Raw genomic sequence first — 17750 nt, 5'->3', positions numbered from 1 at the left:
GCCTATATAGACAGGGCGACCAGCCTGTCGACGCAGACGCGGATACCCAAGTGCTAATTCAAATTCTCGTTCTCGCGGTTATTGCCGCTGTCGTTCTCTACCAGCTCTACGCCACGCTTGGGCGTCGCGTCGGGCGTCAGCCCGAGGACGCGCCCGCCCTGGCCAAGACGGTTCCGGCCCCGGCCGGTCCCGCCGAAGCCATGGTCGCGGGCCCACTGGAGGGCGTCGCCGCTCTGCGCGCGCGCCAGCCCGACTTCAACACCAGCCATTTTCTGAGCGGGGCCCGCTCGGCCTATGAGATGATCGTCACGGCGTTCGCCGCCGGCGACCGCGAAACGCTCAAGCCGCTGCTGGCCGACGACGTCATGGCCAATTTCGAGGCGGCCATCGTGGCGCGCGAAGGCGAAGGCCGGTCGGAAAAGGTCGAGATCATGACGCCGCCGCGCGTCGACCTCGACAATGTCGCCGTCGTCGGCGACACCGCCCGCGCTACGGTGCGCATCCTGGCCGAGGTGCGCGCCCGCACCACCAGCGCCGAGGGTGAAGCCGTCGATGACCGCCGCACCGCCGAGCTGTGGACCTTCGAGCGCGACCTGAAGTCGGCCAATCCCAACTGGACCCTGGTCCACGTCGCAGCCGCCGAAGCCTGATGTCGCGCCTTGGCCTGATCGCCGTCCTGGCTTCGCTGACCCTGGCGGCCTGTACGACCACCACGCCGCCGCCGATCGCGACCGGCCCGATCGCCCCGCCGGTCAGCCCGACCGTTCCAGAGACTCCCAGCGCTCCGGTTCTGGGGTTCAACACCCTGGCCGGCTGGTCCGAGGAAGATCACCTTGCCGCCCTGGACGCCTTCCGCGCCAGCTGCGGCGTGGCCCGCGACCAGGAGATGGCCCGTGTCTGCCGCCTGGCCCGTACGGATGGCCCGCGCGACGAAGGGGGCGCCCGCCTGTTCCTGGAAGCCAATTTCCGGCCCCAGGCCGTGGGCGACCAGGGCCTGCTGACCGCCTATTTCGCCCCGAAATACGATGCGCAGATGTCGCGTTCCGACGAGTTCAGCGCTCCGGTGCGCGGCGTGCCCTCCGATCTGGTGATGCTGGACCTGGGCGCCTTCGAGCCCAGCTTCGCCGGCAAGAAGGTCACCGGCCGGGTCAAGGCCGGCAAGTTCGAGCCCTATCCGGACCGCAAGGCCATCGAGGCCTCGCCCGCTGACAAGCCCCTGGCCTGGATGCGCCCTGAAGAGCTGTTCTTCCTGCAGATCCAAGGCTCGGGCATCCTGGTCATGCCCGATGGTCGCCGCCTGCGGGCCGCTTTCGCCGGCGGCAACGGCAAGCCCTTCGTCGGCATCGCCACGGCCATGCGCGATCGGGGTCTGCTGACCGACAACAACACCTCGGGCGATGCGATCCGCACCTGGCTGGCCGACAATCGCGGGCCCAAGGCTGACGAGATCATGCAGCTGAACCCGCGCTACATCTTCTTCAAGCTGTCGGAAGACGACGGCAAGGAAGCCGTGGGCTCGGCCGGCATACCCCTGCCGGCGGGCCGGGCCATCGCCGTCGATCCCAGCCGCCACGCGATGGGCGGCCTGTACTGGCTGGACGCTGCGGCGCCCAAGCTGGCCGGCGCCTTCCCCGCCTATCGCCGCCTGGCGGTGGCGCTGGACGTGGGCGGCGCGATCAAGGGCGAGGTTCGCGCCGATCTCTATACCGGCAGCGGCTCCAGCGCCGGCGTCGAGGCGGGCCGCGTGCGCCACGACCTGCGGATGTACCGCCTGGTTCCGATACCGAAGTCCTGAGCCATGAAACGGCCGCCGCGACCGGAAGAACTGCGCCTGTGGGGCATGGTGGCCGATACCGTGCACGCGCTGCCGGGCGACAAGCCGTTGAAGATGCGGGCCAAGGTCAAGATCAGGCCGGTCAAGGCTCCCAAGGCCGCGAAGGTTCAGCCCACGCATCTGGCCTCGATCGCGCCGCTGCGCATCGATCCGGCCGAGATCCGGCCCGCCCCGGTCCGGACCCCGAAGTCGGCGCCCGGCCATATCGAGCCCAATCGCCGCAAGCGCCTGATCAAGGAACACGATCCGATCGGCGCGCGGCTGGACATGCACGGCTTCGACCAGGAGCAGGCTCGTCCGGCCCTGGAGGGCTTCATCCGTCGCGCCTATGCCGACGGGCATCGCGCCGTGCTGATCATCACCGGCAAGGGCAAGATCGGCCATGGCGTGCTGAAGAAGCGCGCGCCGGAATGGCTGGCCTCACCAGCCCTGCGCGAGATGATCGCCGGGGTCTCGCAAGCTGACCAGCGGCACGGGGGCGAGGGGGCGCTATACGTGGCGCTGAAGCGGCGGACCTAGGGCGCGCGCTCAGTTTTCTCGCTCACCACCTTGACCGCCCTCGACACCACCTTCGCCGGACTCTCCGTCGGCGCTGCGGTGGCAACGCACACAGTTCTGGATGTTGCGGATGCCTTCTTCCCGATGCTCGGCCTCGATCTGCCCGGGCTGGTGGGCATGGCAGCCAAAACAGGTGAAGGTCTGCAGGTTCCCGCCGACATGACAGGTCGAACAGGGCGCGTCATGAGGGCCCGCCAGCTTGAAGTAGCGGCTGTGATCAAAGGTGGCGGGTTTCCAGGCCTGGACGCCGTGGCACTGGCTGCAGGGTAAGGCCACGCCGCGATGAAAATCGGTGCGGGGCGCGCTATGGCAGGTTGAACAGGCGGCCCGCGCCTGGGGCTGCAACAGGTCATGGTCAAACGGACGGGCAAGATTGCGCGTCAGCCGGGGCCTTGGGTGATCGGTGTGACAGGCCATACAGTCCTGCGAGATCAGGGTCTGATGAAAAGGCGGCCGTGACACGGGGCGCTTGATCAGCGCCCCCAGGGTCGTGCGCCGGCCGATGTCGGCGACCGCGTGGCAGGCCACGCAGCGCTCGGCCGATGCGCCGGCCAGGGGCGCATGACAGGCAAAGCAGTTCTGTTGCAGGGCCGCATGGGCGGGTTTGAGGTCGCCGGGGCTCACCATCTGGTGCGGGAAAACGAAGATCAGGGCGATGATCGCGGCCAGACCGACACCGATGCTGATCCAGACCCATCGCGGCGTCATTTCCAGCCCCACAGGATAAAAATGGCGCTGATATGCGCCAGGGCGAGGGTGGCGAAGACCAGGGCGATCGGCAGATGCACCTTGCGCCAGGTTCTCATCACATCGACGGCCAGGCTGTCGTTGTGAAGTCGCGCGCTGACCTCGAGGTCGGAAACCCCCTCGGCCTTCAGTTCCATTCGCGCCGCCTTGAGCCGGGTTTGGGCGCGGCGGAGCAGGTACTTTCCGGTCAGGCCGCTGGCGATGTTGATCAGCATGGCGACCACGGCCAGCCACGCCAGGACGGCGTTGAAGTGGATGCCGGCATGGACAAGCACCAGCAAGGACCCCGCCCAGGCCAGCCCTTCGTGCAGGCGCAGCAGACGCACGGGGTCGCCGGTCTTGAGGATGCCCCGCTTGCGCAGCGAATGTCTCAACGAGACCAGGATCAGCAGGACGCCCGGTATCCCCAGATACCGGCCGATCCACACCGCATCGACCAAGTGCAACAGGGCGTCAATCAGAAGGGTTGCGAGGAGGAGGGCCGCCAGTCCCAGGAAAAACGGCAGGACTTCACGCAGCAGGAGTTCCGGCTTTGCGGACAAGGGCTCAGCCTCGGCCTGGGCCCGGGGAAGGTTTCGGAATCCGGCGGATGACGGCCGCGCCGGGGATGAACGCCGGTCGGTTCAAGTCTCGCATGGCGGCCTCATAGCGCCGCTTTCGGCGCTGCCTTGCGATACCGTTCCCAGAGTGCGGAGAGACGGCATTGCGCTGGATCAAGCCGGCGACAGGGCGTGATCGCGACGCTGAAGCTATGGGGTTTGGCGCGAAGCCTTTTCGGCGATCCCGGAAGTTCCCTCACGCGCCGCCAGCTTGTCGGCCACCGCGTCGAGCGACACCCCTGAAGCCGCCAGCAGAACCAGCCAGTGATACAGCAGGTCGGCGCTTTCGCTGGCGAGCTCGTCCGGTCCCTGGGCGACGGCGGCGATCACCGTCTCGACGGCTTCCTCGCCCAGCTTTTTGGCGGCCAGCTTGGGATCGGCCAGCAGCCTGGCGGTGTAGGAGGCGGCCGGATCGCCGCCCTTGCGGCTGTCGATGGTGGCGGCCAGGCGCTCAAGGGTTTCGAACAGCCGGCTCATGCCGCGCCCTGCAGGTCGTCCAGGCGCACGGGAATGCCGGCTTCGGCCATGGCCCGCTTGGCCTCGCCGATGCTGATTTCGCCAAAGTGGAAGATCGAGGCGGCCAGAACGGCGGCGGCGTGGCCGTCGCGGGCGGCTTCGACCAGATGCTCGGTCTTGCCGGCTCCGCCCGAAGCGATCACGGGCACCGAAACCGCGCCGGTCACGGCCTTCAGCAGGGGGATGTCATAGCCGATCTTGGCGCCGTCGCGGTCCATCGAGGTCAGCAGGATCTCGCCCGCGCCGCGTTCGACCACCTTGGCGGCCCAGTCGACGACGTCCAGACCAGTGTCCTTGCGACCGCCATAGGTCCAGACGTTCCAGCCCGAACCGTCTTCGCGCAGCTTGGCGTCGATAGCGACGACCACGCACTGGGCCCCGAAAGCATCTGCGCCGGCGGCGATCAGGTCAGGGTTTTCGACGGCAGCCGTATTGGTCGAGACCTTGTCGGCCCCGGCCAGCAGCAGACGGCGCATGTCGGCCACCTCGCGCACACCGCCGCCGACCGAAACCGGCATGAAACAGACCTCGGCGGTGCGGGAGATCACGTCCAGGATCAGGCCGCGGCCTTCGCTGGAGGCGGTGATGTCGAGGAACATCAGCTCGTCGGCCCCGGCCGCGTCATAGGCGCGGGCCTGCTCGACCGGGTCGCCGGCGTCGCGCAGGGCCACAAAATTGACGCCCTTGACCACCCGCCCGTCCTTCACGTCGAGGCAGGGAATGATCCGGGTCTTCAGCATCAGGCCGCCGCCACCGTCAGGGCTTCGGCCGGCTGGATGGTGCCGGCATAGAGCGAGCGGCCCAGGATGGCCCCGGCGATCCTGACGCCCTTGCGGGCCTTCAGGCGCTCGATATCGGCCACGGCGGCGACGCCGCCCGAGGCGATGACCGGGATCGAGACGGCGTCGGCCAGTTCGCCTACGCCCTCGACATTGACGCCGGTCAGGGCGCCGTCGCGGCTGATGTCGGTGATGATCAGGGCCGCCACGCCGGCGTCCTCGAAGCGGCGCGACAGGTCGATGGCGGACAGTTCGGAAAGGCCCGTCCAGCCGTCGATCGCCACCTTGCCGTCGCGCACGTCGACGGCCACGGCGATCTGTTCGGGCCACAGGCGCGCGGCCTTCTTGACCAGTTCGGGATCATGCACGGCGACGGTGCCCAGGATCACCCGGCTGACGCCGGCCTCGATCCAGGCCTCGATGCCTTCCAGGGTGCGGATGCCGCCGCCCAGCTGCACGGGGATCGAGATCGATTCCAGGATCGACTGCACGGCGGCCGTATTGACCGACTTGCCCTCGATGGCCCCGTTCAGGTCGACCACGTGCAGCCACGAGAAGCCGTCCTTGACGAAGCGTTCGGCCTGATCGGCGGGCGAGGTATTGAAGACCGTGGCCTTCTCCATGTCGCCGTGCAGCAGACGCACGCACTGGCCGTCCTTCAGGTCGATGGCGGGATAGAGGATCATGGGCGCCATTCCAGGAAGTTGGCGAGCAGGGATAGCCCTGCAGCTTGAGATTTCTCGGGGTGGAACTGTACCCCTGCGACATTGTCCTTGACCACCGCCGCCGTGAACGGGCCGCCGTGGTCTGTGGTCGCCAGAACGTCGGCCGGATCGGTCGGCGTCAGGGCGAAGGAGTTGGCGTAGTACATGTGGGCGCCGTCGGCGACGCCCGAAAACAATGGGTGATCACGCGTCAGTTTGATCGCGTTCCAGCCCATGTGCGGAATGGTCAGGCCGGGGTCGCTGGGCGCCAGTTTCCTGACCTCTCCGGCGATCCAGTCCAGGCCCGGCGTGACGCCGAATTCCAGGCCGCGCGTGGCCAGCAACTGGTGGCCCACGCAGATGCCCAGGAAGGGCGCGCCCTTGCCGTGGACGGCGGTGTTCATGGCCTCATAGACGCCCGAGGCGTCCAGGCCGGCGCGGCACGAGGCGAACGCCCCCACGCCAGGCAGAACCACGCGGTCGGCGTTGGCGACAATATCGGGATCGGCGGTGACAACGATGTCAGCGGCGATCCCCCGGCGACGGGCCGCCTCACGCAGGGCCTTTTGAGCCGAACGCAGGTTGCCCGACCCGTAATCGATCAGGGCGACGGTCTGCATGGGAGAGTTTCCTACAGCACGCCCTTGGTGGAGGGAGCCTGGCCGCCGGTCTTGGGGTCGATCTCGACCGCCTGACGCAGCGCCCGGGCCAGGGCCTTGAACCCGCTTTCGGCGACGTGGTGGGTGTTGTCGCCGTACAAGGTTTCCAGATGCACGCAGGCCCCGCAGTTCATGGCGAAGGCGTGGTGGAACTCCTTGAAGAGCTCGGTGTCCATCTCGCCGACCTTGGGCCGCTTGAAATCGACCTTCCAGATCAGATAGGGCCGGTTGGACAGGTCGATGGCGCAGCGCGTCAGGGTCTCGTCCATCGGGATATAGGCGTGGCCGAAGCGGCGGATGCCCTTGAAGCCTTCCAGCGCCTTGTTCACGGCCAGGCCCAGCACGATGCCGGTGTCTTCCACCGTGTGGTGCATGTCGATGTGCAGGTCGCCCTTGGTCTCGACCTTCAGGTCGAAGCCGCCATGGCGCGCGAAGCTCTCCAGCATATGGTCGTAGAAACCAATGCCGGTGGAGATCGTCGAGACGCCGGTCCCGTCGAGATCGATCCAGACCCGGATCTGGGTCTCCTTCGTCTCGCGGACCACTTCAGCGGTGCGGGCCATGGTCTTCCTTAGAGTCCGTTTTGGGCCGCGAGGTCCCGCAGGCTGACCTGCGGGCGCGGACCGTAGTGGGCGATTACCTCGGCGGCGGCCAGGGAGCCCAGCTGGCCGCAGACCGGCAGTGGGCGGCCCTGGGAGAGGCCATAGAGGAAACCCGCCGCGTATTGGTCGCCCGCGCCCGTGGTGTCCACGACTTTTTCCACGGGATAGGCCGAGATTTCGTGAACCTGCCCGCCCGCTACCACGACCGAGCCGTGTTCGCTGCGGGTGACGGCGGCGATCGTGACGCGCTCAGACAGGGCCTTTACGGCGGCGTCGAAATCGTCGGTCTCGAACATCGCGCAGACTTCAGAGGCGTTGGCGAAGACGATGTCGCACTGGGTTTCGACGAAGCCCAGCAGGGCGGCGCGATGGCGCTCGACCACGAAGCTGTCGGAAAGCGTGATGGCGATCTGGCGGCTGGAGCCGTGCGCCAGGGCGGCGGCCTTGGCGAAGGCGCGGCGGGCTTCGGGCGGGTCGAACAGATAGCCTTCGAGATAGGAATATTTGGCGGCTTCGATGATGGCCGGGTCGACATCGGCGCTGGTCAGCTCGACGCAGGCGCCCAGATAGGTGCTCATCGTGCGCTGGGCGTCGGCGGTGACATTGATCAGGCTCTGGGCCGTCGCGGGGCCTTCGGCCAGGGGCGGCGTGGTGAAGGTGGCGCCGATGGCGCGCATGTCGTGGGTGAAGACGCGGCCCAGCTGGTCGTCGGCGACCTTGCCGATAAAGGCGCCTCGACCGCCGAAGCTGGCGACGCCGGCGACGGTATTGCCCGCTGAACCGCCAGAAGCCTCGATGCCCGACGCCATGACGTCATAAAGGCTGGAGGCGCGCGCCACGTCGATCAGGGCCATCGAGCCCTTCACCAGGCCCTCGCGCGCGAGGAAGGCGTCGTCGCACTGGGCGATGACGTCGACGATGGCGTTCCCGATGGCGGCGACGTCGTAGAGAGCGGTCATGGAGATCGGCAAGCCTTTGAAAGTGCAGGGCGCGAAAAGCGTCTAAGGGGCGGCAAGTAAAGGAAGCGTGCGGTCAAGGCAACGCGAGGCTTGCCGTAGGACGTGCGTCATTCTAACCGCATGGGCATGACTTCGACGACCGCTGATATCCTGATCCTGGCGCCCTCTTCAGAAAACACCGCCTATGCCGCCGCCGGCGTGCGGTTGTTCGAGCGGCTTGCCGCGCCGCTGCGGGCCCATGGCCTGACGGTGACCCGCCAGCCGTGGACCGATCCGGTGGATCCGGACTCTGCCCGGCTGGTCCTGCCCTTGCTGGCCTGGGGCTATCACCTGCGTCAGCCCGAGTGGTTTTCCCAGCTGGACGCCATGGAGGCGGCGGGCTTGCCGGTGATCAATCCCGTCCCGACCCTGCGCTGGAACACCACCAAGACCTATCTGATCGAACTGGAAGCCAAGGGCGCGCCGGTGGTCCCCACCCACGCCCATGACCGGCTGACCCCCGAAGCCCTGGCCGCGGCCTTCGATGCGTTCGGCGTCGATGAGGTGGTGGTCAAGCCGCAGATTTCCGGGGGGTCGCAGGACACCGTCCGGTTCAAGCGCCACGGCACGCTGGAAGGTGGCCCGCCCGGCGCGGCCCTGATCCAGCCTTTCCTGCCGGCGGTGGCCGAAGAGGGCGAGTTGTCGCTGTTCTTTTTCGACGGGGCGTTCAGCCACGCCGTCTCCAAGGTGGCGACCGGCGGCGACTTCCGGGTCCAGCCGCAGTTCGGCGGCCAGATTTCCGGCGTTGCGCCCGAGCCCGAGGCCCTGCATGCGGCGCATATGGTGCTGGAGGCGGCCAGCCTGCCCCTGACCTATGCCCGCATCGATCTGATCCGGGGCCTGGACCATACCCCGCAACTGATGGAGCTGGAGGTCATAGAGCCCGACCTGTTCCTGGAGCATGCCCATGACGACGGCGCGGCGTTCGCGGCGGCGGTGATGGCCAGGCTCTAGCGGATCGCGAGGGCTGACCTATCTAGGCCGTAACCGCAGGAGTTGCTGATGCCCGACCTTTCCGCCTTCCCGATCACGACCCGCTGGCCCGCCAGGCATCCGGACCGCCTGCAGATCTATTCGCTGCCCACGCCCAACGGCGTGAAGGTGTCGATCATGCTGGAAGAGATCGGCCTGCCGTATGAGCCGCACCTGATCGATATCGGCGCCAACGAGACCTGGATCCCCGAATATCTGTCGCTGAACCCCAACGGCAAAATTCCGGCGATCATTGATCCCGACGGTCCGGGCGGCCAGGCGTTGGCCCTGTTCGAGTCTGGCGCGATCCTGCTGTATCTGGCCGAGAAGACCGGCAAGCTGCTGCCTGCCGATCCCGCGCTTCGCTATCAGACGATCCAGTGGGTGTTTTTCCAGGTCGGCGCTGTGGGACCGATGTTCGGGCAACTGGGCTTTTTCCACAAGTTCGCCGGCAAGGACTATGAGGACAAGCGACCGCGCGACCGCTACGTCGCCGAGAGCAAGCGGCTGCTGGGGGTTCTGGAACAACGCCTGAACGGCCGCGATTTCATGATGGGCGCCGATTTCACGATCGCCGATATCGCCCTGCTGGGCATGGTGCGCAATCTGGTCGGCTACTACGACGCTGGCCAGCTGGTCGACTATGCCGACCTGAAGTCCGTTCCGGCCTGGCTGGAGCGCTGTCTGGCGCGGCCGGCGGTGCAGCGTGGGCTGGAAATCCCGGCGCGGTCCTAGGCTCCCAGGAACAGCTCTCGCGAAGGACACAGATCGCGGATCTTGCAGATCTCGCACCTGGGCTTGCGCGCCACGCACACATAGCGGCCGTGCAGGATCATCCAGTGATGGGCCCGGGTCTGATAGGGCCCGGGCACGATCCGCATCAGGTCCATCTCGACCGCGTCAGGTGTCTTGCCGGCCGACAGCTTCAGGCGATGGGCGACGCGGAACACGTGGGTGTCGACGGCGATGGCCGGCTCGATGTCCAGCTCGTTGAGCACCACGCTGGCGGTCTTGCGGCCAACGCCCGGCAGGCTTTCCAGGTCGGCGCGGTTCAGGGGCACCAGGCCGCCGTGGCGGTCCATCAGGATGTGGGCTGCGGCGATGACGTTTTTGGCCTTGGTGCGGAACAGACCGATCGAGGCGATGTAGCGGATCAGGCCTTCCTCGCCGAGTTCGAGCATCTTCTCGGCGCTGTCGGCGACCTGAAACAGAGGTCCGGTGGCCTTGTTGACCTGGACGTCGGTGGCCTGGGCCGACAGGGCCACCGCGGTGACCAGCTCATAGGCGTTGTTGTAGTTCAGCTCGGTCTTGGGCCGCAGCTCCAGGCTCTCGAAGCGGTCGAACAGCACGGCGACCCGCTCGCGCTCGGCCGGCGAGACCCGCTTGGCGGCGGGGCGTTTGCGGACCGGTTTTTTCACAAGAGCCATCACCATGACCATGCCGTGATGCGGACCCCTCGCCAAGGCGGTGTCGCGCGCCTAAATCTTTGTCATGGCCCCGCCGCTCTACATGGACGCCTTGATCAAGCCCAACCGGTCGCTCAGCCGGCGCGGGCTGCACGTGTTGCTGGGCGTCGTCGTCGCCTTCAACCTGATGATCGCGGTGTTCCTGCTGGGGGTGGGCGCGCCGCTGGTGCTGCCTTTTCTGGGCCTGGACGTGGCGGCGATCTGGTTGGCCCTCAACGCCAGCTTCAAAGCGGCTGAACGCAGGGAGCGGGTGCGGGTCACCGCCCAGTCGATCACGGTCAGCCGTGAGGACGAGAAGGGCGCCCGCGTGGTCTGGACCTCGCCCACCGCCTTCACGGGTGTGGATCTCGATCAGCCAGGCGAGCACGAGGCCCGGGTTCGCCTGCGGATCTATCGCCGCCGCCTGACCGTGGCTCGAGCGCTCAGCCCGCCCGAACGGGTGGAATTCGCCGCCGCTCTGCGGCGCGCCATTCGCGAGGCTCGCGCCGAACGCTATCCCTTGCCGGGGGGCGGGGCGGGCGCTCAGGCATGAGCAAGAACCGGGCGGACACCGCAGGAGAGCCGTCCTACGCTGCCCCCATGGCTCTCGACATGCACCCTTCCGAAACCTTCGCCCGTCTGTCCGAACGCTCGGCGGACTATCACCGCATGGCCGTCGCCCTGGACTGGTTGGCCGAGCGCTGGCAGGAGCGGCCTTCGCTGGACGAGGCGGCCGAAGCCGTCGGCCTGTCGCCGTTCCATTTCCAGCGGGTCTTCACGCGCTGGGCCGGGGTCAGTCCCAAGACCTTCGTCTCGGCCATCGCCCACGCCGAGGCCCGCAAGTCCCTGGAGGCCGGGGCCAGCGTGCTCGACGCGGCCTATGACGCGGGGCTTTCGGGCCCTTCGCGCCTGCACGACCTGTTCATCGCCCAGGAAGCCGCCACGCCGGGCGAGGTGCGCCGTCGCGGGTCTGGTATGGCCCTGCGGTATGGCTGGTCGCCGACGCCGTTCGGCAGGGGCCTGTTCGTGATGGCCGAGCGCGGCCTCGCGGGTCTGGCCTTCTCGGACGGCGACGACGAAGCGACCTATGCCGACATGCACCGCCGCTTTCCCGCCGCCGACTGGGTCCGCGACGACCAAGCCGCCGGTCAGACCGCCGTCCACGCCTTCACCGGCGGAAAGGGGCCGTTGCCGATCGTGCTGATCGGCTCGCCGTTCCACATCCAGGTCTGGAAGGCCCTGCTGCGCATCCCGGTCGGCGAGACCAGCACCTATGGCCAGGTGGCCTCGTGGGCGGGCAACCCCAGGGCCTACCAGGCCACCGGCGGCGCGATCGGGGCTAATCCGATCTCGCTGCTGATCCCGTGCCACCGCGCCATCGCTAAGGACGGCCGGCTGACCGGCTATCACTGGGGCCTGGCGCGCAAGGCGGCGATGCTGGGCATGGAGGCGGTTCAGACGGCGGGCTGAAAGGTCCTCCCCCAGAAGGGGGAGGCGGCCCGCAGGGTCGGAGGGGGAAGGGCCCCGACGGTTGGCCGAACTTCCCTCTCCGTCGGCTGCGCCGACACCTCTCCCTTCTGGGAGAGGACTTTCGACTACAGAATAAACCGGCTCAGATCGGCATTGGCCGCCAGGGCCCCGACCTTGTCCTGCACATAGGCCGCGTCGATGGTCACCGTCTCGCCGGAGCGATCGGCCGCCGAGAAGCTGATCTCCTCGACCACCTTTTCCAGGATGGTCTGCAGCCGCCGCGCGCCGATGTTCTCGACCGAGTTGTTCACCGCCACCGCCGCGTCGGCCAGGGCGTCGATGGCGTCGGGCGTGAAGGTCACGGTGACGCCCTCGGTCAGCAGCAGCGCCTGATGCTGGCGGATCAGATTGGCTTCCGGTTCGGTCAGGATCCGGCGCAGGTCATCGCGGGTCAGGCCTTTCAGCTCCACCCGGATCGGCAGACGGCCCTGAAGCTCGGGCAGCAGGTCGCTGGGCTTGGCCACGTGGAAGGCGCCTGAGGCGATGAACAGGATGTGGTCGGTTTTCACCGGGCCATACTTGGTCGAGACGGTCGTGCCCTCGATCAGCGGCAGCAGGTCGCGCTGCACGCCTTCGCGCGACACATCGGCCCCGCCGCGCTGTGAGGACGAGGCCACCTTGTCGATCTCGTCGAGGAAGACGATGCCGTGGTTTTCGGCCAGATCCACCGCCTCCTGGGTTAGGGCCTCCTGATCCAGCAGCTTGTCGCTCTCTTCGGCGATCAGCGGCGCATGGGCGGCGGCCACTGTGGTCTTGTGGGTCTTTGTGCGCCCGCCGCCGAAGGATTTCATCATCTCCGCCAGGTTCAGCACCGAGGCGCCGGGCTGACCGGGAATCTCGAACATCCCGCCGCCGCCGGTGTCGGCCAGTTGCAGCTCGACCTCCTTGTCGTCCAGCTCGCCGGCCCGCAGCTTCTTGCGGAAGCTTTCGCGGGCGGCGGTCGAACCGGGGCCGGTCAGGGCGTCGAGGATGCGTTCCTCGGCCGCCGCCTCGGCGCGAGCCCGCACCCCGGCCCGGCGCTTGTCGCGGACCATGCCCAGGGCGCTTTCGACCAGGTCACGGACGATCTGATCCACGTCGCGGCCGACATAGCCGACCTCGGTGAACTTGGTGGCTTCCACCTTCAGGAACGGGGCCTGGGCCAGCCTGGCCAGGCGACGGGCGATCTCGGTCTTGCCCACGCCCGTGGGGCCGATCAGCAGGATGTTCTTGGGCGTCACCTCGTCGCGCAGGTCGGCCGGCACCCGGCGGCGCCGCCAGCGGTTGCGCAGGGCCACGGCGACGGCCTTCTTGGCCTCGGTATGGCCAACGATATAGCGGTCGAGTTCGGAGACGATTTCGCGGGGGGAGAACTCGGTCATTTACAGGCTTTCAACCGTCAGATTGCCGTTGGTGTAGACACAGATCTCGGCGGCGATCGCCATCGCCTTGCGGGCGATCTCTTCGGCCGAAAGATCCTGGTCGATCAGGGCCTTGGCGGCCGCGAGGGCATAGTTGCCGCCCGAGCCGATGGCCGCGACCGAGCCGCCGCCGGCGCTTTCGCCCGGCTCCAGCACGTCGCCCACGCCGGTGACCGTGTAGATGGCGGTGGCGTCGGCCACCAGCAGCATGGCTTCCAGCCGTCGCAGATAGCGGTCGGTGCGCCAGTCCTTGGCCAGGTCCACGCAGGCCCGGGCCAGTTGGTCGGGATACTGTTCCAGCTTGGCTTCAAGCCGCTCGATCAGGGTGAAGGCGTCGGCCGTGGCCCCGGCGAAGCCGGCCACCACCTTGCCGCCGGCCAGGCGTCGCACCTTGCGGGCGTTGCCCTTGACGACGGTTGGGCCCATGGAGACCTGGCCGTCTCCGGCGATCACGGTCTGTCCGTTCTTGCGCACCGCCAGGATGGTCGTGCCGTGCCAGTCAGGGAAGGAATTGCTGTTTTGCATGTCTCGCATGTGGCGAGGCTGACTGCGGAGATCAAGCGCGATGAGCTTTTCGGACGGCGAGGTCGAACGCTATGCCCGCCATCTGGTGCTGCGCGAGGTCGGCGGACCGGGCCAGCAGAAGCTGAAGGCGGCCCGGGTGCTGCTGGTCGGCATGGGTGGCCTGGGCGCGCCGGCCGCGCTCTATCTGGCCGCCGCCGGGGTCGGAACCCTGGGTCTGGCCGATCCCGACACGGTTTCGCTGTCCAACCTGCAGCGCCAGGTGCTGTATCAGACCGCCGATGTGGGCCGACCCAAGGTCGAGGTCGCCGCCGAGCGTCTGACGGCGATCAATCCGCATGTGGCGGTCGAAACCCATGCGGTATGGCTGGACGCCGCCAATGCCGGGGACCTTGTTTCCCGGTATGACCTGATCCTCGACGGCACCGACGACTTCGCCACCCGCTTCGCCGTCAGCGACGCCTGTGTGGCCCACGGCAAGCCCCTGGTCAGCGGGGCTCTGGGCCGCTGGACCGGCCAGGTGGGCGTGTTCCACGGTCAGCCCTGCTACCGCTGCCTGGTGCCCGAGGTTCCGCCGGACGCCGAGACCTGCGCCCTGGTCGGCGTGGTCGGCGCCCTGGCCGGCGTGATCGGATCGATGATGGCGCTGGAGGCGGTCAAGCTGGTCACCGGCGCGGGGCAGGCTCTGAGCGGCCGCCTGCTGATCTATGACGCCCTGGCGGCGGAGACCCGCACGGTGCGGATCGGGGCCGATCCGGCCTGTCTCGCTTGCGGCGCTTGACGGCGAAGCTTCACGGGCCTTCTCTCTCCCCCATAAAAACAAGACGTCAGGGGTAGGGCCAGATGAAGACGCTGTTTCGCGGTCTGTTGATCGCCGCAGGCCTGATCCTGGCGCTGGGCGCCGTGGGATGGCTGGCCCTGCAGCGCGGCGACATTCCCTATGCCAGCCTGGAAGCCAAGTACGACAGCCCGGCCTCGCGCTACATGGACCTGGGCGGCGGCTTGCGCGTGCATTATCGCGACGAAGGCCTTCGCGAGGGTCCGACCCTGGTGCTGGTCCATGGCTATGCGGCGTCGTTGCACGCCTGGGAGCCCTGGGTGCGGTCGCTGTCGGGCGACTATCGCGTCATCACACTGGACCTGCCGGGCCACGGTCTGACCCAGGCGGGCCAGGGCTATGCCGTCGGACGTCAGGGCTTTGGGGCGGCGGTCGATCAGGTGACCCGCAAACTGGGTGTCGAGCGCTTCACCCTGGCGGGCAATTCGATGGGCGGGGGCGTGGCCTGGCAATACGCCATCGATCATCCCGAGCGGGTCGAGGGTCTGGTGCTGGTCGATGCGGCGGGCTGGCCGCGCGAAGGCGGCGGCGGGGTGCTGATCTTCAACATCCTGCGACATCCGTGGGGACGGGCCCTGCTGAAGAATGTCGACACCCAGGCCCTGGTGCGCCAGGGCCTGAAGTCGGCCTATATCGATCAGAGCCTGGTGACGCCCGAGCTGGTCGACCGCTATGTGGAACTGGCCCGCGCCCCTGGCCACCGCGACATCCTGCTGGGCCTGCAGAGCGGCCCGCGCCGTCCGGCCTCGCCCCAACTCCTGTCGAGGATCAAGGCGCCCACCCTGATCATGTTCGGCGAGAAGGACACCGTGATCCCCGCCTCGGACGGCGCCAAGTTTGCCGCAGCCATACCGGGTTCTACCCTGATCCTTTATCCCGATGTCGGCCATGTGCCGATGGAACAGATCCCCGACCGCTCGGCCGGCGACCTCAAGGCCTGGCTGAAGGCGAAGGTGTATCCGGACCCGGCCGCGCCTAAGCCTTGAAGGCCTTGGCGATGTGCTCGACCGTCTTGGTGTAGACGAGCTTCCAGTCGTCTTCTTCGAGGTCGCTGTGGCCACGGCCCTTGATTTCGATGTGCTCGACGCTCTTGCCCGCCGCCTTCAGGGCCTGGGCCATGATGCGTGACTGCTTGGGCGAGACGATCTGGTCCTCCGTCCCGTGCATGAGCAGGACGGGGGCCTTGAACCTGCTGGCATGCAGGGCCGGCGAAGCGGCGCGCATCATCTCGCCGTCGGTCGCCGGGTCGCCGATGGTCTCCAGCCAATAGAGATAGGCTGGGGAATCGACCCCTTCCTCCGCTTTTGCGAACGCGATGGTTTCGTGCAGGTCGCTGTCGCCGGCGATTGCCACCACGGCCTTGTAGAGGTCGGGTTTGCGCACCGCGCCCATCAGGGCCGCATAGGCGCCGTAGCTGTAGCCGCATATGGCGATCTTGCCGGTCTCGACGCGGCCGGTGGCGACCACCTGGGCGACGGCGTCCTCGACGTCTTCCTGCATGCGGTCGCCCCAGCGTTTGCGGCCAGCGTTGGCGAAAGCCCTGCCGTAACCGCCTGAGCCCCGGAAATTGGGTTGCAGTACCAGCCAGCCCTGGGCGGCGAGCACCTGGGCGAAGGCGTCGTAGTCGACGCTGTCGCGCACCTCCGGGCCGCCGTGGGGCATGACCACCAGGGGGCGGAGGCCGGGCGCCAGGGGCACGGTGAGATAGGCGGTGATCGCCGCGCCATCGCGGGTCTTGACGGCCAGTGTTTCGATCTTGGCCAGACGGTCCTGGGTCAGCCACGGCTGCCTCTGGCCCAGGGCGTCGAAGCGCTTGGCCGTGCGGTCGTAGAAATAGTAGGAGCCTGGATCGCGGGGGCCGGAAATGCTGGCCAGCATCCGGGTTCCGTCGGCGCTGATGTCGAAGAACCGGATGTTGCACTCGTTTCCGAGATACTTGTTCAGAGCGCGAAAATGCGCGCCCAGCGTTGCGTCGGTGAACTGGTAGGCTCGCCGGTCATCCGTATAGGCGGCGGCGAACAGTTCGCTGTTGGCGTTGAAGAGTGCGCCAGAGACGTCGCGACCGGCCGGCGCCGAAACGACATCGGTCAGACTCATCGTACGCGTGTCGAACTTCTGCAGGGCGCGGGTGTCGGCCGCTGGAGGCCAAACGGCGGTGAGGAGTACGCCCGGCTCATTCGTTGGACCGACGATCTCAAGCTCTGGCTGCGAGCGCTCGCCTACGCGTACTTTTCTGAAGAACGTCCACGTCTTGGCGCCCGGTGCGCGGGCATGAATCGACATCACGGTGCCGCGCATATTGCCGTCATAGCGCAGGATCGGAACGCCGTTCTGGGTCAGCCAGCCCCAGGTCTGGAGCTCTCCTCGCTCAATGGGCATTGGCTTGCCGGTGTAGATATCCACCTTGTAGAGCCAGTAGGCGCTGAATTCGGGGTTCCACGCCTTCATCAGGATGTGCCTGGGTTCATCCTTCAGCGTATCGACCACATTGGCCAGGTCGGAGATGTTCCGCAGCTTGTCGGTTCCGTCGTCGAACAGCGCCACATTGTTCTTGCCGTCGGCGTCGATGGCGATGATGCGGTGGAGGAAGATGTCGGAGACCTTGATGCCGGGCCGCTTGAGCCGGCTGCCGGTCTGATCAAGGCCAACCTGCAGGTTCATTCGGACGCGGATTAGCAGCCGGGTGTCATTGCCCCAGGCCACGCTCAGGGTCTCCAGTTCGCCCAGGGGAATGGTCACGCGACCGACGTCCGGTGCGTCGGCGGTCAGAAGAGTCACCGTAGCGCTGGTTTTCTTCCCCACCGTCTTCGACGTCAGGATCGCGATGCGCTTGCCGTCGGGCGACAGCGCCGCGTCGCGGTCGAGCGCCGGCTTGAGGAATTCCTCGATCGTCGGTGGAATCGGGGTCGGCGGAACCGGCTGAGCCGCCGCGATGCCCGTCAGCATGATGGGAGAGGCCACCGCCCCCGCGATGGCCTGTCTGCGCGAAATCATCAACCCGCCCCCGAAACACAACTAGGGCGATAAAATCGCCTCAATGCGCGCCG

20 protein-coding genes and 1 pseudogene are annotated in these 17750 nt (G+C 67.5%); 9 read left to right on the top strand and 12 right to left on the bottom strand.

Going from position 1 to position 17750, the window contains the following annotated elements:
* Positions 1–50: 50 nt before the first annotated feature.
* From timA to ACW176_RS05430, 3 genes are read left to right on the top strand one after another with little or no spacing between them, the layout of a single operon-like run.
* Entirely contained in the window at positions 51–650 is a 600-nt protein-coding gene (gene timA / locus ACW176_RS05440; RefSeq protein WP_419319315.1) for a TIM44-related membrane protein TimA, read from the top strand.
* On the top strand, positions 650–1795 hold the full coding sequence (gene mltA, locus ACW176_RS05435; RefSeq protein WP_492111180.1) for a murein transglycosylase A: 1146 nt from the start codon (positions 650–652) through the stop codon (positions 1793–1795). Before timA ends, mltA begins: the two co-directional genes overlap by 1 nt.
* A gap of 3 nt (positions 1796–1798) precedes the next feature.
* Positions 1799–2353 carry a Smr/MutS family protein gene (locus tag ACW176_RS05430; protein ID WP_492111179.1) on the top strand — a complete coding sequence of 185 codons (555 nt, stop codon included), beginning with the start codon at positions 1799–1801 and terminating at the stop codon, positions 2351–2353.
* Between the two features lie 9 nt (positions 2354–2362).
* Here ACW176_RS05430 and ACW176_RS05425 read toward each other — a convergent pair whose 3' ends face one another.
* The 8 genes from ACW176_RS05425 to ACW176_RS05390 all read right to left on the bottom strand — a co-directional run bounded on the left by ACW176_RS05425 (position 2363) and on the right by ACW176_RS05390 (position 7957).
* A complete protein-coding gene (locus tag ACW176_RS05425; RefSeq protein ID WP_492111178.1) occupies positions 2363–3100 on the bottom strand; it encodes a cytochrome c3 family protein in 738 nt (245 codons plus the stop codon).
* Positions 3097–3681, bottom strand: coding sequence for a hypothetical protein (locus ACW176_RS05420; protein ID WP_492111177.1), 585 nt, complete (start codon positions 3679–3681; stop codon positions 3097–3099). The genes ACW176_RS05425 and ACW176_RS05420 overlap by 4 nt, the downstream gene beginning before the upstream one ends.
* 207 nt (positions 3682–3888) lie before the next feature.
* On the bottom strand, positions 3889–4215 hold the full coding sequence (locus ACW176_RS05415) for a phosphoribosyl-ATP diphosphatase (RefSeq protein WP_419319310.1): 327 nt from the start codon (positions 4213–4215) through the stop codon (positions 3889–3891).
* Positions 4212–4994, bottom strand: coding sequence for an imidazole glycerol phosphate synthase subunit HisF (hisF, locus tag ACW176_RS05410; protein ID WP_492111176.1), 783 nt, complete (start codon positions 4992–4994; stop codon positions 4212–4214). The genes ACW176_RS05415 and hisF overlap by 4 nt, the downstream gene beginning before the upstream one ends.
* Positions 4994–5728: a 1-(5-phosphoribosyl)-5-[(5-phosphoribosylamino)methylideneamino]imidazole-4-carboxamide isomerase gene (gene hisA, locus ACW176_RS05405; RefSeq protein ID WP_492111175.1), complete on the bottom strand. Its 735-nt coding sequence runs from the start codon at positions 5726–5728 to the stop codon at positions 4994–4996. Before hisA ends, hisF begins: the two co-directional genes overlap by 1 nt.
* Positions 5716–6357 (bottom strand): imidazole glycerol phosphate synthase subunit HisH, encoded by a 642-nt coding sequence (gene hisH / locus ACW176_RS05400; RefSeq protein WP_492111174.1) that lies wholly within the window; start codon positions 6355–6357, stop codon positions 5716–5718. The genes hisA and hisH overlap by 13 nt, the downstream gene beginning before the upstream one ends.
* An 11-nt stretch (positions 6358–6368) precedes the next feature.
* A complete protein-coding gene (hisB, locus tag ACW176_RS05395; protein ID WP_419253510.1) occupies positions 6369–6959 on the bottom strand; it encodes an imidazoleglycerol-phosphate dehydratase HisB in 591 nt (196 codons plus the stop codon).
* Positions 6960–6967: 8 nt separating this feature from the next.
* Positions 6968–7957, bottom strand: coding sequence for an adenosine kinase (locus ACW176_RS05390; RefSeq protein WP_419319306.1), 990 nt, complete (start codon positions 7955–7957; stop codon positions 6968–6970).
* A gap of 126 nt (positions 7958–8083) precedes the next feature.
* Here ACW176_RS05390 and ACW176_RS05385 point away from each other — a divergent pair, with 126 nt between their 5' ends.
* Both ACW176_RS05385 and ACW176_RS05380 read left to right on the top strand, forming a co-directional pair.
* Entirely contained in the window at positions 8084–8950 is an 867-nt protein-coding gene (locus tag ACW176_RS05385; protein WP_492111173.1) for an ATP-grasp domain-containing protein, read from the top strand.
* 48 nt (positions 8951–8998) lie between these two features.
* On the top strand, positions 8999–9703 hold the full coding sequence (locus ACW176_RS05380) for a glutathione S-transferase N-terminal domain-containing protein (RefSeq protein ID WP_492111172.1): 705 nt from the start codon (positions 8999–9001) through the stop codon (positions 9701–9703).
* Here the strand turns inward: ACW176_RS05380 and nth are convergent.
* Positions 9700–10407, bottom strand: coding sequence for an endonuclease III (gene nth / locus ACW176_RS05375; protein ID WP_492111171.1), 708 nt, complete (start codon positions 10405–10407; stop codon positions 9700–9702). The genes ACW176_RS05380 and nth overlap by 4 nt on opposite strands.
* A 52-nt stretch (positions 10408–10459) precedes the next feature.
* Here nth and ACW176_RS05370 point away from each other — a divergent pair, with 52 nt between their 5' ends.
* Both ACW176_RS05370 and ACW176_RS05365 read left to right on the top strand, forming a co-directional pair.
* A complete protein-coding gene (locus ACW176_RS05370; RefSeq protein WP_492111170.1) occupies positions 10460–10966 on the top strand; it encodes a DUF2244 domain-containing protein in 507 nt (168 codons plus the stop codon).
* Positions 10967–11013: 47 nt separating this feature from the next.
* Entirely contained in the window at positions 11014–11883 is an 870-nt protein-coding gene (locus ACW176_RS05365; RefSeq protein WP_492111876.1) for a methylated-DNA--[protein]-cysteine S-methyltransferase, read from the top strand.
* Between the two features lie 125 nt (positions 11884–12008).
* On the opposite strand, the gene hslU is transcribed toward ACW176_RS05365, so the two are convergent.
* On the bottom strand, positions 12009–13304 hold the full coding sequence (gene hslU, locus ACW176_RS05360; RefSeq protein ID WP_492111169.1) for an ATP-dependent protease ATPase subunit HslU: 1296 nt from the start codon (positions 13302–13304) through the stop codon (positions 12009–12011).
* Positions 13305–13903, bottom strand: a pseudogene (hslV, locus tag ACW176_RS05355) (ATP-dependent protease subunit HslV).
* Positions 13904–13908: 5 nt separating this feature from the next.
* Here hslV and ACW176_RS05350 point away from each other — a divergent pair.
* Together ACW176_RS05350 and ACW176_RS05345 are read left to right on the top strand one after the other, a co-directional pair.
* Positions 13909–14646 carry a HesA/MoeB/ThiF family protein gene (locus tag ACW176_RS05350; protein ID WP_492111168.1) on the top strand — a complete coding sequence of 246 codons (738 nt, stop codon included), beginning with the start codon at positions 13909–13911 and terminating at the stop codon, positions 14644–14646.
* 62 nt (positions 14647–14708) lie between these two features.
* The gene (locus ACW176_RS05345; RefSeq protein WP_492111167.1) at positions 14709–15689 is read left to right on the top strand and encodes an alpha/beta fold hydrolase; all 981 of its coding nucleotides are present in this window, start codon (positions 14709–14711) and stop codon (positions 15687–15689) included.
* Here the strand turns inward: ACW176_RS05345 and ACW176_RS05340 are convergent.
* Positions 15679–17697, bottom strand: coding sequence for an alpha/beta hydrolase family protein (locus ACW176_RS05340; protein ID WP_492111166.1), 2019 nt, complete (start codon positions 17695–17697; stop codon positions 15679–15681). The genes ACW176_RS05345 and ACW176_RS05340 overlap by 11 nt on opposite strands.
* Positions 17698–17750: the final 53 nt, after the last annotated feature.

Source organism: Caulobacter sp. FV1ye13L (assembly GCF_058681155.1).
This window is presented reverse-complemented; position numbering and strand designations above follow the sequence as displayed.

Coding starts and splice junctions, on each gene's coding strand:
- mltA (WP_492111180.1), top strand. CDS start 650: ATGTCGCGCCTTGGCCTGATCGCCGTCCTGGCTTCGCTGACCCTGGCG.
- ACW176_RS05430 (WP_492111179.1), top strand. CDS start 1,799: ATGAAACGGCCGCCGCGACCGGAAGAACTGCGCCTGTGGGGCATGGTG.
- ACW176_RS05425 (WP_492111178.1), bottom strand. CDS start 3,100: ATGACGCCGCGATGGGTCTGGATCAGCATCGGTGTCGGTCTGGCCGCG.
- ACW176_RS05415 (WP_419319310.1), bottom strand. CDS start 4,215: ATGAGCCGGCTGTTCGAAACCCTTGAGCGCCTGGCCGCCACCATCGAC.
- hisF (WP_492111176.1), bottom strand. CDS start 4,994: ATGCTGAAGACCCGGATCATTCCCTGCCTCGACGTGAAGGACGGGCGG.
- hisA (WP_492111175.1), bottom strand. CDS start 5,728: ATGGCGCCCATGATCCTCTATCCCGCCATCGACCTGAAGGACGGCCAG.
- hisH (WP_492111174.1), bottom strand. CDS start 6,357: ATGCAGACCGTCGCCCTGATCGATTACGGGTCGGGCAACCTGCGTTCG.
- hisB (WP_419253510.1), bottom strand. CDS start 6,959: ATGGCCCGCACCGCTGAAGTGGTCCGCGAGACGAAGGAGACCCAGATC.
- ACW176_RS05390 (WP_419319306.1), bottom strand. CDS start 7,957: ATGACCGCTCTCTACGACGTCGCCGCCATCGGGAACGCCATCGTCGAC.
- ACW176_RS05385 (WP_492111173.1), top strand. CDS start 8,084: ATGACTTCGACGACCGCTGATATCCTGATCCTGGCGCCCTCTTCAGAA.
- ACW176_RS05380 (WP_492111172.1), top strand. CDS start 8,999: ATGCCCGACCTTTCCGCCTTCCCGATCACGACCCGCTGGCCCGCCAGG.
- nth (WP_492111171.1), bottom strand. CDS start 10,407: ATGGTCATGGTGATGGCTCTTGTGAAAAAACCGGTCCGCAAACGCCCC.
- ACW176_RS05370 (WP_492111170.1), top strand. CDS start 10,460: ATGGCCCCGCCGCTCTACATGGACGCCTTGATCAAGCCCAACCGGTCG.
- ACW176_RS05365 (WP_492111876.1), top strand. CDS start 11,014: ATGGCTCTCGACATGCACCCTTCCGAAACCTTCGCCCGTCTGTCCGAA.
- hslU (WP_492111169.1), bottom strand. CDS start 13,304: ATGACCGAGTTCTCCCCCCGCGAAATCGTCTCCGAACTCGACCGCTAT.
- ACW176_RS05350 (WP_492111168.1), top strand. CDS start 13,909: ATGAGCTTTTCGGACGGCGAGGTCGAACGCTATGCCCGCCATCTGGTG.
- ACW176_RS05345 (WP_492111167.1), top strand. CDS start 14,709: ATGAAGACGCTGTTTCGCGGTCTGTTGATCGCCGCAGGCCTGATCCTG.
- ACW176_RS05340 (WP_492111166.1), bottom strand. CDS start 17,697: ATGATTTCGCGCAGACAGGCCATCGCGGGGGCGGTGGCCTCTCCCATC.